8 protein-coding genes and 1 pseudogene are annotated in these 14,252 nt (G+C 71.3%); 3 read left to right on the top strand and 6 right to left on the bottom strand.

Going from position 1 to position 14,252, the window contains the following annotated elements:
* The first annotated feature begins 5 nt into the window (after positions 1 to 5).
* Complete coding sequence (locus tag AB0M76_RS08450) at positions 6 to 905, top strand: LysR family transcriptional regulator (RefSeq protein WP_365952155.1); 900 nt, start codon at positions 6 to 8, stop codon at positions 903 to 905.
* Between the two features lie 180 nt (positions 906 to 1,085).
* Here the strand turns inward: AB0M76_RS08450 and pepN (AB0M76_RS08445) are convergent, their stop codons facing one another.
* Positions 1,086 to 3,665, bottom strand: coding sequence for an aminopeptidase N (pepN, locus tag AB0M76_RS08445; RefSeq protein ID WP_365952154.1), 2,580 nt, complete (start codon positions 3,663 to 3,665; stop codon positions 1,086 to 1,088).
* 141 nt (positions 3,666 to 3,806) lie between these two features.
* On the opposite strand from pepN (AB0M76_RS08445), the gene AB0M76_RS08440 reads away from it, so the two are divergent.
* Positions 3,807 to 4,328, top strand: coding sequence for a DUF1203 domain-containing protein (locus tag AB0M76_RS08440; RefSeq protein WP_365952153.1), 522 nt, complete (start codon positions 3,807 to 3,809; stop codon positions 4,326 to 4,328).
* Positions 4,329 to 4,392: 64 nt separating this feature from the next.
* Here AB0M76_RS08440 and AB0M76_RS08435 read toward each other — a convergent pair whose 3' ends face one another.
* The 5 genes and pseudogenes from AB0M76_RS08435 to pepN (AB0M76_RS08415) form a co-directional block, all read right to left on the bottom strand.
* Positions 4,393 to 5,421, bottom strand: coding sequence for an aspartate-semialdehyde dehydrogenase (locus AB0M76_RS08435; RefSeq protein ID WP_365952152.1), 1,029 nt, complete (start codon positions 5,419 to 5,421; stop codon positions 4,393 to 4,395).
* Between the two features lie 222 nt (positions 5,422 to 5,643).
* A complete protein-coding gene (locus tag AB0M76_RS08430) occupies positions 5,644 to 8,973 on the bottom strand; it encodes a S8 family serine peptidase (RefSeq protein ID WP_365952151.1) in 3,330 nt (1,109 codons plus the stop codon).
* Positions 8,974 to 9,279: 306 nt separating this feature from the next.
* Positions 9,280 to 9,708, bottom strand: a pseudogene (locus AB0M76_RS08425) (ABATE domain-containing protein); the annotation flags it as partial.
* A gap of 68 nt (positions 9,709 to 9,776) precedes the next feature.
* Positions 9,777 to 10,736, bottom strand: coding sequence for a hypothetical protein (locus AB0M76_RS08420; protein WP_365952150.1), 960 nt, complete (start codon positions 10,734 to 10,736; stop codon positions 9,777 to 9,779).
* A gap of 157 nt (positions 10,737 to 10,893) precedes the next feature.
* Positions 10,894 to 13,452: an aminopeptidase N gene (gene pepN / locus AB0M76_RS08415; RefSeq protein WP_365952149.1), complete on the bottom strand. Its 2,559-nt coding sequence runs from the start codon at positions 13,450 to 13,452 to the stop codon at positions 10,894 to 10,896.
* Positions 13,453 to 13,576: 124 nt separating this feature from the next.
* Here pepN (AB0M76_RS08415) and AB0M76_RS08410 point away from each other — a divergent pair, with 124 nt between their 5' ends.
* Positions 13,577 to 14,224, top strand: coding sequence for a DsbA family protein (locus tag AB0M76_RS08410; RefSeq protein WP_266629226.1), 648 nt, complete (start codon positions 13,577 to 13,579; stop codon positions 14,222 to 14,224).
* The last annotated feature ends 28 nt before the right edge of the window (positions 14,225 to 14,252 follow it).

The raw sequence follows: 14,252 nt of genomic DNA, 5'->3' as shown, positions 1-14,252 counted from the left end.
GTCCCATGACCGAGTGGGACATCAAGAAGCTGCGGATCCTGCGGACCCTGGCCGACCGGGGGACCGTGACCGCGACGGCCGAGGCGCTGCACATGACGCCCTCGGCCGTTTCGCAGCAGCTGACCAATCTCGCACGGCAGTTGGGGGTGCCGCTGCTGGAGGCGCAGGGGCGCCGGGTCCGGCTCACGGATGCCGCGCACCTCGTACTGCGCCATGCGGAGGCGGTGTTCGCGCAGCTGGAGCGGGCGGACGCCGAGCTGGCCGGGTACCTGGCCGGGGATGCGGGGGAGGTCCGGATCGGGGCGTTCTCCACGGCCGTGCCGGTGCTGGTGGTCCCGGCGGTGGCGGCGCTGCGGCGGAGCCACCCGGGGGTGGAGGTGCGGGTACGGGAGACCGAGGCGGCGGAGTCGTACGAGCTGCTGTCGGCCGGGGCGGTCGACCTGGCCCTCTCGCTGGCGGCGCACGCCCCGACCGCCCGGGACCCGCGCTTCACCCGGCTGACGCTGATGGAGGACCCGCTCGACGTGGCGCTGCCGCCGGGGCATCCGCTGGCGGCGGTGCCGGTCCTGCGGCTGGCGGACCTGTCCGGCGATCCGTGGATCTACGGGGGCAGCGGGCCGTGGCAGGAGATCGCCCGCAATGCCTGCGAGGCGGCCGGCTTCGTCCCGGAACAGGCGCACTCGGCATCCGGCTGGACCGCGATCCTGGCGATGGTGGAGGCCGGGATGGGCGTGGCGCTGGTCCCGCGCATGGTGTCGAGCCGGGCCTCGGGGGTGACGGTGCGGGTCCTGACCCACGACCGCCCGACCCGGCACGTCATCGCGGCCACGCGCCGGGGCTCGGAATCCGCACCGGCGGTGGCCCATGCACTGGCCGCTCTCCGCGAAGCCGCCGCGGCCCGCTAGTGCCGCGTCCGGCAGCCTTTGCCCGTCAGGGAGCGGCGTCCGGTGCGTGCACTCGGCGTGCCGGGCGTCGCGACGGGGCGAACGCTGCCGGCCGCTTAGCCCTTCGGGCCCCCGCTGCGCGGAGCCCGGTGCCCGGCGGGCCCGGCCGAACGTGCTCGGCCGGGCCCGCCGGGGGTGGGGTCAGGCGGAGGCTGCGTCTGCCGCCTGGGCCTTCAGGGCGCGCTCCACGCCCGAGCGGGACTCCGAGACCAGGCGGCGCAGGGCCGCGTTCGGCTCCGCCGAGGCCAGCCACGCGTCCGTCGCCGCCAGGGTCTCCGGGGAGACCTGCAGGGACGGGTACAGGCCCACCGCGATCTGCTGGGCGATCTCGTGGCTGCGGTTCTCCCAGATCCCCTTGATCACCGCGAAGTACTTCTCGGTGTACGGGGCCAGCAGCTCGCGCTGGTCGGTCTGGACGAAGCCGCCGATCACGGCCTCCTGCACGGCGTTCGGCAGGTCCGCCGAGTCCACCACCGAGGCCCACGCCTCGGCCTTGGCCTCCGCCGTCGGACGCGCGGCCCGCGCGGTGGCCGCGTGGCGCTCGCCCGCCGCCGTACGGTCGCGCTCCAGCTCCGCCGCGATGGCCGGCTCGTCCAGCACACCCGTGGCGACCAGGCGCTCCAGGAACGCCCACCGCAGCTCGGTGTCGACGACCAGGCCCTCGATCTCCGCCGAACCGTCCAGCAGCGCGGACAGGTACGTCAGCTGCCCCTCGGTGCGGGCCGTGGCCGCGAACGCGCGGGCCCACGCCAGCTGGTGGTCGCTGCCCGGCTCGGCGCCGCGCAGGTGCTCCAGCGTCGCGTCGGTCCAGGTCGCCAGGCCCTGCTCGCGCCACGCCGGGTCGGCGTACAGGTCGACGGCCAGCTTCACCTGCCGGTGCAGCGACTGGACGACGCCGATGTCCGACTCCTTGCCGATGCCCGACAGGACGAGGGCGAGGTAGTCGCGCGTGGCCAGTTCGCCGTCGCGGGTCATGTCCCACGCCGAGGCCCAGCACAGCGCCCGCGGCAGCGACTCGGTGAAGTCGCCCAGGTGCGCGGTGACGTTGGCGAGGGAGGCCTCGTCCAGGCGGACCTTGGCGTACGACAGGTCGTCGTCGTTCAGCAGGACGACCGCCGGACGGGCCCGGCCGACCAGCTCCGGCACCTCCGTCAGCGCGCCGTCGATGTCCAGCTCGATCCGGTCCGTACGGACGAGCTTGCCGCCGTCCAGGTCGTACAGGCCGATCGCGATCCGGTGCGGCCGAAGGGTCGGCTCGCCCTTGGCGCCCGCGGGCAGCGCCGGGGCCTCCTGGCGGACCGCGAACGCGGTGATCTTCCCGGCCGCGTCGGTCTCGATCGCGGGGCGCAGGATGTTGATGCCGGCCGTCTCCAGCCATGCCTTCGACCAGGTGGTCAGGTCGCGGCCCGAGGTCTCCTCGAGGGCGCCCAGCAGGTCCGACAGGCGCGTGTTCCCGAACGCGTGTGCCTTGAAGTACGCCTGCACGCCCTTGAAGAAGGCCTCCGTGCCCACGTAGGCGACGAGCTGCTTGAGCACCGAGGCGCCCTTGGCGTACGTGATGCCGTCGAAGTTGACCAGGACGTCGTCCAGGTCACGGATGTCGGCCATGATCGGGTGCGTGGACGGCAGCTGGTCCTGCCGGTACGCCCAGGTCTTCATCGAGTTGGCGAAGCTCGTCCACGCATGCGGCCACTTCGTGCCCTCGGCGTACGCCTGGCAGGCGATCGAGGTGTACGTCGCGAACGACTCGTTCAGCCACAGGTCGTTCCACCACTCCATGGTGACCAGGTCGCCGAACCACATGTGCGCGAGCTCGTGGAGGATCGTCTCGGCACGGCCCTCGTACGCCGCGTCCGTCACCTTCGAGCGGAAGACATACTGGTCGCGGATGGTGACCGCGCCCGCGTTCTCCATCGCGCCCGCGTTGAACTCGGGGACGAAGAGCTGGTCGTACTTCGCGAACGGGTAGTCGTACGCGAACTTCTCCTGGAACCAGTCGAAACCCTGACGCGTGACGGCGAAGATCGCGTCGGCGTCCAGGAACTCGGCGAGCGACGGCCGGCAGTAGATGCCGAGCGGCACCGACTGGCCGTTCGGGCCCTCGTACGAGCTGTGAACCGCGTGGTACGGGCCGACGATCAGCGCCGTGATGTACGTGGAGATGCGCGGCGTCGGCTCGAAGCGCCAGACGTTGTCCTTGACGTCCGCAGCCTCGGGCGTCGGGGAGTTCGAGATGACCGTCCAGCCCTCGGGGGCCGTGACGGTGAACCGGAACGTCGCCTTCAGGTCGGGCTGCTCGAAGCTGGCGAACACACGCCGCGCGTCCGGCACCTCGAACTGGGTGTACAGGTAGGCCTGCTCGTCGACCGGGTCGACGAAGCGGTGCAGGCCCTCGCCCGTGTTGGTGTACGCGCAGTCCGCGACGACCTTCAGCTCGTTGGCCCCGGCCGCGAGGTGGTGCAGCGCGATGCGCGAGTCCCGGAAGACCTCGGCCACGTCCAGCGCCTTGCCGTTCAGGACGACCTCGTGCACGGCCGGAGCGACCAGGTCGATGAAGGTCTCCGCGCCCGCCTCGGCGGACTGGAAGCGCACGGTGGTCACGGAGGGGTACGTGCCGCCCTCCTGCGCCCCGCTCAGGTCGAGGTCGATCTCGTACGAGTCGACGCTGAGCAGCTTCGCCCGCTGCTGAGCCTCTTCACGGGTCAGATTCGTGCCAGGCACGCGTTCATCTCCTTCGATGGTGACGTTGCCCCGCCATCCTTCCACGTGGCGCAGACCAGGTGCCCTGGAGTAATCCACGGGCGAAACGCGGCGTCCGATTTCCGCCAGCTTCGCCGGGTCCGGGCGGGCACCCTGGACGGCATGACCACGCAACCGGCGCCCCGACCGGCGCTCCACGCCGTACGCCCCCTCGCCCCCGCCGCCCTCGCCGGCCTGCGCGTCCGTGACGACGCCGGCCGGCCCTGCCTGCCCTACGAGGACCCCGAGGGCGGAGCCCCGCTGCGCTGCTGCCTGCGCCGCAGCCACCCCGGGGAGCTGATCGCCCTCGTCTCGTACGCGCCGCTGCGCCGCTGGGCCGCCGAGACCGGCGCCGACCCGGGCGCGTACGACGAGCAGGGCCCGGTGTTCATGCACGCCGCCGACTGCGGCGGGCCTGCCGGGGCCCCCGGATACCCCTTCGCCTCCCCCGGCGCACTGCGCACGGCGCGCCGCTACGACGCCGGGGGCCGGATCCTCGGCGGCCGCGCCCTGTCTCTCGGTGAGGAACCGGACGCAGTGCTGGAGGAGGCGCTGGCAGAGGCCTTCGCCGACCCGGAGGTCGCCCTCGTGCACGTCCGCGCAACCGAGTTCGGCTGCTTCCTCTTCGAGGCCCGCAGGTCCTGACGGCCGGCGCGAACGCGTAAAGGGCGGCACCGGCCGGTGCCGCCCTTTACGCGTGGTCGAAGGCTCAGCCGCGCAGTTCCTCGGCGACGAGCTCGGCGATCTGGACCGCGTTCAGGGCCGCGCCCTTGCGCAGGTTGTCGTTCGACAGGAACAGCGCGAGGCCGTTCTCGACCGTCTCGTCGACGCGGATGCGGCCGACGTACGAGGCGTCCTTGCCCGCCGCCTGCAGGGGGGTCGGGATCTCCGAGAGCTCGACGCCCGGGGCGTCCTTGAGCAGCTCGTACGCGCGCTCCACGCTGATCGGGTTCGCGAAGCGGGCATTGACCTGGAGGGAGTGGCCGGAGAACACCGGCACGCGCACGCAGGTGCCGGAGACCTTGAGCTCCGGGATCTCCAGGATCTTGCGGGACTCGTTGCGGAGCTTCTGCTCCTCGTCGGTCTCGAAGGAGCCGTCGTCGACGAGGTTGCCCGCGAGCGGGACCACGTTGTACGCGATGGGGCGCTTGTAGACGGCCGGCTCCGGGAAGTCCACGGCGCCGCCGTCGAAGGTCAGCTGGTCGGCGGCCTCGGAGACGGCGCAGGCCTGGCCCTTGAGCTCGGCCACACCGGCCAGGCCCGAGCCGGAGACGGCCTGGTAGGTGGTGGCGACCATCGCGGTCAGGCCGGCCTCGTCGTGGAGCGGGCGCAGCACCGGCATCGCGGCCATGGTGGTGCAGTTCGGGTTCGCGATGATGCCCTTGGGGCGGTTCTTGATCGCGTGCGGGTTGACCTCGGAGACGACGAGGGGCACGTCGGGGTCGCGGCGCCACGCGGAGGAGTTGTCGATCACGACCGCACCCTGGGAGGCGACCTTCTCGGCGAGGGCCTTGGACGTCGAGCCGCCCGCGGAGAAGAGGACGATGTCCAGGCCGGAGTAGTCGGCCGTGGAGGCGTCCTCGATGGTGATCTCCTTGCCCTCCCACTCGAGGGTCGAGCCCGCGGAACGGGCCGAGGCGAACAGCCGCAGCTCGTCCACCGGGAACTTGCGCTCGGCGAGGATGCCGCGCATGACTGCGCCGACCTGACCGGTGGCTCCGACGATTCCGACCCTCACGGTGACTCCTTCTGCTCCGTACGACGCGTGCGCGCGTGAAGCCATCATGCGTTCGACCCCACGAGGCTTGTCCAATCCATTGTCCGAGGAACGGACGGTTTCCTGCGGATGTGAACCTGATTACCGTCCGGTAGTCGCGACTCGCAGGCCCAGGAGAAGCCCGAAGGGGCGGTGCTCGGAAGAGCACCGCCCCTTCGGTCCGGAACCGTGGAACCGGAGGTACTACGGGGTGACCTTTTCGATCTGGACGCTGCCGGTGCCGGCGGCGGTGCCGCGGGCGTTGAGCAGCTTGACCTCGCCGAAGAACTGACGGCCCTCGGGGGCCGGAGCGGCCGCGAGGACGTTCGCCGTGACGGAGGCCGAGGCACCGTTGGCGAGGTTCACCGCGGCACCCTCGTCGACCTGGACGGAGCCCAGGGCGGACGAGAAGTACACGTCGCGGTAGTTGAACGTGGTGGAGCCGGACGGAACGGCGTAGCCGTCCACCTGGATGGTGTAGGTACCGGCGGCCGGGTTGAGCAGGGTCACGGCCTCCTCGGAGTCGCCGTCGGCGGACGAGCCGACCTTCACGCCGTCCTTGAGGACGGTGAGGTCGAGGTCGGCACCGGTGTCGGAGACACCGCCGATGGCCACGTCCAGGCGGGAGACGCCCTCACCGATGGTGACGGTGCTCGTCTGGGTCTCGCCGTTCGCGATGGTCGGCTTGGCGACCTTCGCGGAGCCGAGCGGACCGCCCTGCAGCTTGCCGCCGGAGATGGCAGCGGCGTCGTTCTTGATCGTCCACTGGACCGGGGCCGGGGTGCCCTGCTTCACCTCGGGCAGGACCTTGACCGCCGGGTCGAAGGCCGCGCCGAGGACGCTGACGTCCAGCTTGAACGGGTTGTCGAGCAGCGGCGACGTACGGCGCGACTCGACCTCGATCTCCCAGACGCCCGGCTGCGGGTTCTCGTACGAGCGCAGGTCGGGGCGGCACTTGTTGGCCGGGTTGTCGTAGTTCGGGTAGCACTGGGTGGTCGCGCTGTCCTCGACGCCCACACCGTACGGGTGGATCGAGATGAAGCGCGTCTGGCTGCCCGCCGCGAGACCGCCGAGGGCGACCTCGAGGGACTTCGCACCCTGCGGGACGGTGACGAAGTACGACTTGTGGCTGTTGCGCTGGACGGAGGAGGTGTCCGACAGCGTGAACGACGGCTTCGCCAGCGGGGTGGAGGCGACGACCGTGGTCAGGATCTGCTTGTCGATGCCCTCGGTGGTCTCGTCGTCCAGCTGCAGGATGCCGCTGTGGACGCCGGCCGTCTTGGGGTTGGCCTCGACCTTGATGGTGACCGGCTTGTTCAGCGGCAGCGTGACGTAGTCGTAGCCGCCGACGACCTTGAACGTGCCGTCGTTGTTGCGCCAGCTCAGGTTGTGCCGGGTGCCGTACTTGACGCCCGTGGTGCGGGTGACGACGACGTCGTAGACCTTCTTCTGGCCGACCTTGAGGCCGCCCTCGCGGTCGTAGAGGCCGGTGCCGAAGCCCGGGGTCTTCAGGAACTGGTCGATCGCGGTGTCGACCGGAGCCTTGACGGTGAACTCGTTGGCCTTCGCGCCGCGCTGGAGGGACTCCCACGCGTCGACGATGTTGATGAGGCCCGCGCCCTGGGCGTGCGCCGGGACGTCGTCGATCTTCTTCGCGGTGCTGGTGAGCGCCACGCGCAGGCTCGCCGGGGTGACCGTCACGTGCTGCTGCTTGGCGGCCGAGAGCAGCAGGGCGCTGGCGCCCGTCGCCTGCGGCGAGGACATCGAGGTGCCCTGCAGCATCGAGTAGCCGGCCGGCAGGTCGTAGCCGGCCTCCTTCACCGGGGAGCCGGGCAGCCAGGTCTGCGTGGTGTTGATGGCCGCGCCGGGGGCGGTGATGGTCGGCGTGAAGCCGCCGTCCTCACGCGGACCGCGCGAGGAGAACGGGAACATGTTGTACTTCTTGGTCACGCCGGAGCCGTAGTTCGCGGCCCAGGTCTCCTTGGAGACCGCGGCACCCACGGAGATGACCTTGTCCGCGAGACCGGGGTCGCCGATGGTGTTGACACCGGGGCCCTCGTTGCCCGCCGAGATGACGAGCTGGACACCGTAGGTGTCGATGAGGTTCTTGTAGAGCTCGGCGCGGGCGTTGTTGCCGTCGTTCAGCGCCGGCAGGCCGCCGATGGACATGTTGACGATGTCCACACCGCGGTTGACGACGAGGTCGATCATGCCCTCGGTCAGTGCGACGTTGGTGCAGCCGCCGGACCAGGAGCAGGCGCGCGAGGAGACGATCTTCGCGCCGGGCGCCTCGCCGTTCATCTTGCCGCCGAAGAGGCTGTTGGCGGCGGTGATGCCGGCGACGTGCGTGCCGTGCTCGGACTCGATGATGCCGATGTTGACGAAGTCGGCCTTCTTGCCGACCCAGTCCCCGCCGAGCGGGTCCATCGGGACGTCCTTGCGGATCTGGATCACGAACGGGATGCGCTCGGCGACGTCGGTCGCCGGGTTGTCCGTGCCGAAGTAGCCGATCTGGTAGCCGTCCTTGTACGGCTTCATCGGCTCGTTGTTCGTGAAGTCGCCGTCCTGGTCGGTGTCGACGCGGACGGTGCCGGCGGCGGCGTCGTAGAGCATGCCGAACCGGTCGGTGGTGTCCCCGTCCCGGTTGACGTCGCCCTTCGCGTCACCGGTGGCGGTGATCGACTCGCTGAACCGGCTCCACTGGTACGAGCCCTCCGGAGCCTTCCAGCTCTGGCCGCCCGCGGAGAAGGTGCCGGCCGCGGCCGTCACCGGGGTGATCTGCGCGCGCCAGGTGGCGTCGTTGTCGGTGATCGGGTCGGTCGCGGTGACCCAGTCGACGATCTTGCGCTCGCCCGTGGTGGTCTTCTGGAGCGCCGGGTGGCCGAGGTCGACGCCCGAGTCCAGGATGCCGATGGTCACGCCGCGGCCGTCGGCCTGCGGGTTCTTGGCGACGAAGTCCACCGCACCGGTCTCGAAGGACGGGTTGTACGGGTTCTTCGCGGGGGTGTTCTTGTCCGGCCCAGCGTAGGTCTCGGAGGCGGTCTTCTTCGCCGAGCTCGATTCCTTGCCACCGTCGGGGCGCGGGTCCGACAGCTGGATCTCGTGCTTGAGGTCCATGGCGTGCACCGAGGACAGCTTGGCGGCCGCCTTCAGCGCGGCCTCGGCCTTGCCGGTGGGCAGCGTGGCCCGCACGTAGCCGAGCTTGTCGTTCGTCTGGCCGACCGAGGCGCCCTGGACCGCACCGAGCTGGTCCGCGACCTGCTTGGTCTGGCCGGGGGCGGTGGCCACCATGACGGTGACGGTCGCGTCACCCTTGGCCTTGGCGTCCTGAAGAAGCTCGGCGTCCGCCGAACCCATCTTCTGGTCGGCGGACTTGACGGCCGGGCCGGTGCCCGGGGTGCCGGCTGCGGGGCCGGTGGCCGCGAACACGGGCATCGCGCCCGCGGTCGCGAGCGCGGCGACCAGACCGGCCGCGGCCGCGACGCGTGCAACGCGTCTGGCCCCGGATATGGAGCTGGGGGATTCGAGGGTCATCAGCATCCCTGGATAAGAGAAAGATACGGTCCGGATTTCGGTGCCGGATGACCGGTCAGCTTTGCGTAAGTGACAGCTCTTTGGGGAACGTTGTCTTGACCGAGACCTGACATGGCGGACTCCCGCCAGCTCAGGGGATGTGCCATCAAGGCCGTACCGGGGCGTACTCGTACGAATCACAGGGGTTGGAGAGTTGCTTTGTCGACTTCCCGACCTCTTGGCGGAGGTGAGGCGGTGCCCGGTCTCAGATCGGGTGTGACAACTTCCGGCTTCTCAGCGCTCGCGCGTGCGCGCGTAGTGCTCGTGGAGCCGCTCGGGCGCAGAGACCAGCAGCTCCAGGTAGTCGCGGGCGGCCGTCCAGGCCGGACCCCAGGTCGGGTCGTCGAACTCGGCCCGCTCGCCCGGGCCCTCGGCGGTCAGGGTGACCCGGATCCGCCCGTGCTCCAGGACGGCGTCGATCAGGGCGCGCGCACTCGCGTCGGCCCGGTCCGCGACGGCGCGGGCCAGCGCCTCGCGGGCGGTCAGCAGGTGGACGAGGGTCGCGGCGTCGGCGCGGAAGCGGTCGGCCAGCCCGGCGGTGCGCAGCCAGATCGCGAGCCCCTCGACCCGGGTCAGCCCGAAGGCCCCGGCGAAGAGGTCGGCGGGCTCGCCGTCCTGGGTCCAGCGCGTGTTCAGCAGGTCCAGGGCGATGGGTCCGCCCGTCAGCGGGCGTGGGTCCGCCGTCTCTGCCGCCATCCCACCGCTCCTCCGTGCACGCCTGCCGATCCGTCGAGCGTACGTGACCGGCCGGCGCCGGTCGCCCCTCACCGGGGGAGTACGACCAGGTAGGCGGCGGGCTCGCGGTCGGCGGACGCCGTCAGGGCGGTCCGGACGACCGCGGCCTGCTGCTCGGGCCAGTCGCGGAGCTTGCGCGGGGTGATGTGCAGGACGGTCACCCCGAGCCGCTCCAGGGTCTCCCGCTTGCGGACGGCCTCCGAGAACTGCTCGTCCTCGCCCTGCCGCGGCGCGCGGGTGTCGATCTCCACGGCGACGGCCTGCTCGGGCCAGAACGCGTCGACCCCGCCCAGGTGCGGGCCGCCGGGCAGGCGCAGGTCCACGTTCCAGACCGGCTCGGGCAGCTCGTAGCCCTGTACGAGCCGGTACAGCCGGTCCTCGGCGATGGCCCGGCCCTCGGCGAGCAGGGACTCGACGGCGTCCACCACGTGGGGGCGGTTCAGCAGCCGGGCCACCGTCAGCTCCCGTACGACGGCGCCGGGTTCACAGTGCCCGCCGCGGACTGCCTCGCTCAGCAGGCGGCGTACGGTGCCCGCGTCGTTGAGCTGGGAGACGGCGTCGGCCACGGCCCGGGCCACGGGCGCGACGGGCAGCCCGGTCACCTGCTGCGCGCGGGGCGGGGTGTGCGACCGCACGATCCGTACGGTGCCGACGGAGCGGAGCCGGCGGGTGTGGGGCACCAGTACGTCGATCTGCGCGAGGGCCGTCAGTGCGGGGGCGGAGGCGAACCGGTACAGCGCGAGGGCCGCCAGCCCGGTGATCATGGCCTCGCCGCCGCGGCGGCCCGCGTACAGCAGGGCGGCGTGCAGGCGCTCCTCGCTGGTCGCGGCGCCCGGGTGGAGCAGGAACACCCCCGGCAGGATCTCCTGCCAGGGGCGCGCGGCGGCGTCGGAGGCGCTCACGCCGTGCTCGCGGAGCTGGGCGAGGCTCAGCACGCGGGGGCGGCTGCCGGTGAGGTGGGCGAGGGGGAGGGGTGCGTTGTGGTTCATGCGGCGGTGATTCCCGCTCGCCCCGGCCCTGCTAACCCCTGTTACGTTCCCGTCGACAAATCCGGACAAGCCCGCACTAAAGTACGGCCGTTCGAAAGCCGATACCGCCGTTCGCTTCCGTCGGCGGGGCCGGAGATGCGGCCCCGCCGACGGTGCGCTACACCGCGGCGGCCGCCGCGTCGCAGGCCTGCGCGCGCAGGGCGCGGGCCAGGTCGTCACGGGCCTCCAGCACCAGGCGGCGAAGCGCCGGCGGAGCCGACTCGTGGGCCGACAGCCAGGCGTCCGTCGCGGCCAGCGTGGCCGGCGAGTCCTCCAGCGACGGGTACAGCCCCTTCACGACGTGCATGCCGATCTGGATCGAGCGCTCCGCCCAGATCCGCTCGATCACCTCGAAGTAGCGCTCCGCGTAAGGCGCCAGCAGCGCCCGCTGCGAAGACTGCTGCATGCCCGCGATCGTCGCCTCCACCAGCGCGTTCGACAGCGCGTCCGACTCGACGACCGCCGCCCATGCCTGGTCCTTGACCGCCTCGGACGGCCGCGCCGCAAGGCACCGCACCTGGTGCCGCTTGCCCGACGCGGTGTCGTCCCGTGCCAGTTCCGCCGCCAGCACGGCCTCGTCCACGGCGCCGTGCGCGGCCAGCGGCAGCAGGAAGTCCCACCGCAGCTCCTGGTCCACGTCCAGCCCGTCGATCCGCGCCGACCCGTCCAGCAGCCCCAGCAGCAGCTGGAAGTCGCCCTCCGTCGCCGCGCTCGCCGCGAAGAAGCGGGCCCACGTCAGCTGGTGCTCCGAGCCCGGCTCCGCCATCCGCAGCTCCTGCAGCGCGACCGCCGACAGCACCCGGCCGCCCTGCTCGCGCCAGTCGGCCGCCGCGTAGTGGGTAACGGCGGTCAGCGCCTGCGCGTGCACCATCTGCAGCACGCCGACGTCGCTCTCGCGGCCGGCGTGGGCCAGCACCAGCGAGACGAAGTCGCGCGCCGGCATCAGCCCGTCCCGCGTCAGGTTCCACAGCGCCGACCAGCACAGCGCCCGCGCCAGCGGATCCGCCACGTCCCCCAGCCGCACCCGCAGGGTCTCCAGCGAGCCCTCGTCGAAGCGCATCTTGCAGTAGGTGAGGTCCTCGTCGTTGACGAGCACCAGGTCGGGCCGCTCCTGCCCGGCCAGCTCCGCCACGACCGTCCGGATCCCCGCCACGTCCGCCTCGGCCTGCGCGTAGCGGACCAGCGAGCCGTCCTCCAGCCGGTACAGGCCGACCGCGACCCGGTGGGGGCGAAGCTCCTCGCCCTCCTGGACCACCGCCAGCTCGGTCACCCGGCCGCCCGCGTCGTACGTCACCACCGGCGTCAGCACGTTCACGCCGGCCGTCTGCAGCCACGCCCGCGACCACTCGGCCATGTCCCGCCCGGAGACCTCCCCGAGCACCGCCAGCAGGTCGTCCAGCGTGGTGTTCCCGTACGCGTTGGCCTTGAAGTAGCGCCGCGCGCCCTCGAGGAACGCGTCCCGCCCCACGTATGCCACCAGCTGCTTGAGCACCGCCGCGCCCTTGGCGTACGTGATGCCGTCGAAGTTGAGCTTCGCGTCCTCCAGGTCACGGATGTCGGCCGTGACCGGGTGCGTGGAGGGCAGCTGGTCGGCCCGGTACGCCCACGCCTTGCGGCTGTTGGCGAAGGTCACCCACGCCTGGTCGAAGCGGGTCGCCTCCACCTGCGAGAAGGAGCCCATGAAGTCCGCGAAGGACTCCTTCAGCCACAGGTCGTCCCACCACTTCATGGTGACGAGGTCGCCGAACCACATGTGGGCCATCTCGTGCAGGATCGTGTTGCAGCGGCGCTCGTACGCGGCCCGCGTCACCTTGCCGCGGAAGATGTACTCCTCGCGGAAGGTCACCATCCCCGGGTTCTCCATCGCGCCCAGGTTGTACTCGGGCACGAAGGCCTGGTCGTACTTCCCGAAGGGGTACGGGTAGTCGAAGTGCTCGTGGAAGAAGTCGAAGCCCTGCTTGGTGACCAGGAAGACGTCGTCCGCGTCGAAGTGCTTCGCCAGCCCCTTGCGGCACATCGCGCCCAGCGGGATCGTCAGGTCCCCGCGCGTGTAGGTGTCCGTGACGTAGTGGTACGGGCCCGCCACCACGCACGTGATGTAGGTGGAGATCGGCGCGGTCTCGGCGAACCGCCAGGTCTGGCCCTCGCGGGACTCCTCCGCGCCGTTGCTCCAGACCTGCCAGCCCTCCGGCGCGGTCACCTCGAAGCGGTAGGGCGCCTTCAGGTCGGGCTGCTCGAAGTTCGCGTACACCCGCCGGGCATCGGCCGGCTCGTACTGCGTGTAGAGGTAGACCTCGCCGTCCTCCGGGTCCACGAAGCGGTGCATGCCCTCGCCCGTCCGGCTGTACGCGCAGTTCGCGTCCACCACCAGGACGTTCTCGGAGGCCAGCCCGGCCAGGGCGATCCGCGCCCCGTCGAAGACGGCGGCCGGGTCCAGTGCGTGCCCGTTGAGTGTGACGGAGTTCACCGACGGGGCGACGAGGTCCGCGAAGCCGGCCGAGCCGGGGGCCGCGGCCCGGAAGCGGATCGTGGTCACCGAGCGGAAGGTCCGGGGGCCCTCGGCCGGTTCGGCCTCGTCCACGGCGGACCTCAGGTCGAGGACCACCTCGTACCCGTCGACGGACAGCAGCTCGGCCCGCTCGCGGGCCTCGTCACGGGACAGATTCTCTCCGGGCACGTGCACTCCTTCGTGCGTGATCGCGATACCTGATCGAATCCTCGCATGGGGGAATGCGGAAGGTCCTGGCCTGGTTGGCGAGGGGGAACACGACGCGTGGTACCCAAGCGACTCGAGGAGAGACATGGCCGACACCCAGGTGCGAGAGAAGACCCCGGTCGACTTCTGGTTCGACCCGCTCTGCCCCTGGGCCTGGATGACGTCCCGCTGGATGCTGGAGGTCGAGAAGGTCCGCGACGTCGAGGTGCGCTGGCACGTGATGAGTCTCGCCGTCCTCAACGAGAACAAGCTCGACGAACTGCCCGAGCGTTACCGCGAAATCCTCGGCCCCAAGGGCTGGGCGCCCGTCCGCGTGGTCATCGCGGCCCAGCAGAAGCACGGTGACGAGATCACCGGCAAGCTCTACACCGCGCTCGGCACGCGGATCCACAACGAGGACAAGGGCGCGACCCGCGAGGTCATCGCCGAGGCGTTGGAGGAGGTCGGCCTGCCGGCCGAACTGCTCGCCTACGCCGACTCCGACGAGTACGACCAGGTGCTGCGCGACTCCCACAACAACGGCATCGAGCGCGTCGGCCAGGAGGTCGGCACCCCGGTGATCTCCGTGCCCGGCGCCGAGGGCGACGAGGTGGCCTTCTTCGGGCCGGTCGTCACCCCGACCCCGCGCGGCGAGGCCGCGGCCCGGCTGTGGGACGGCACCCTGCTGGTCGCCTCCACCCCCGGCTTCTACGAGATCAAGCGCACCCGCACCAAGGGCCCGATCTTCGAGTAGGCCTCCTGGTGGATGTGGATACAGAAGA

Source organism: Streptomyces sp. NPDC051364 (genome assembly GCF_040682115.1).
Classification (GTDB): domain Bacteria; phylum Actinomycetota; class Actinomycetes; order Streptomycetales; family Streptomycetaceae; genus Streptomyces.
The sequence above is the reverse complement of the archived record's forward strand: the minus strand, read 5'-3'. Positions and strand labels throughout refer to the sequence as shown.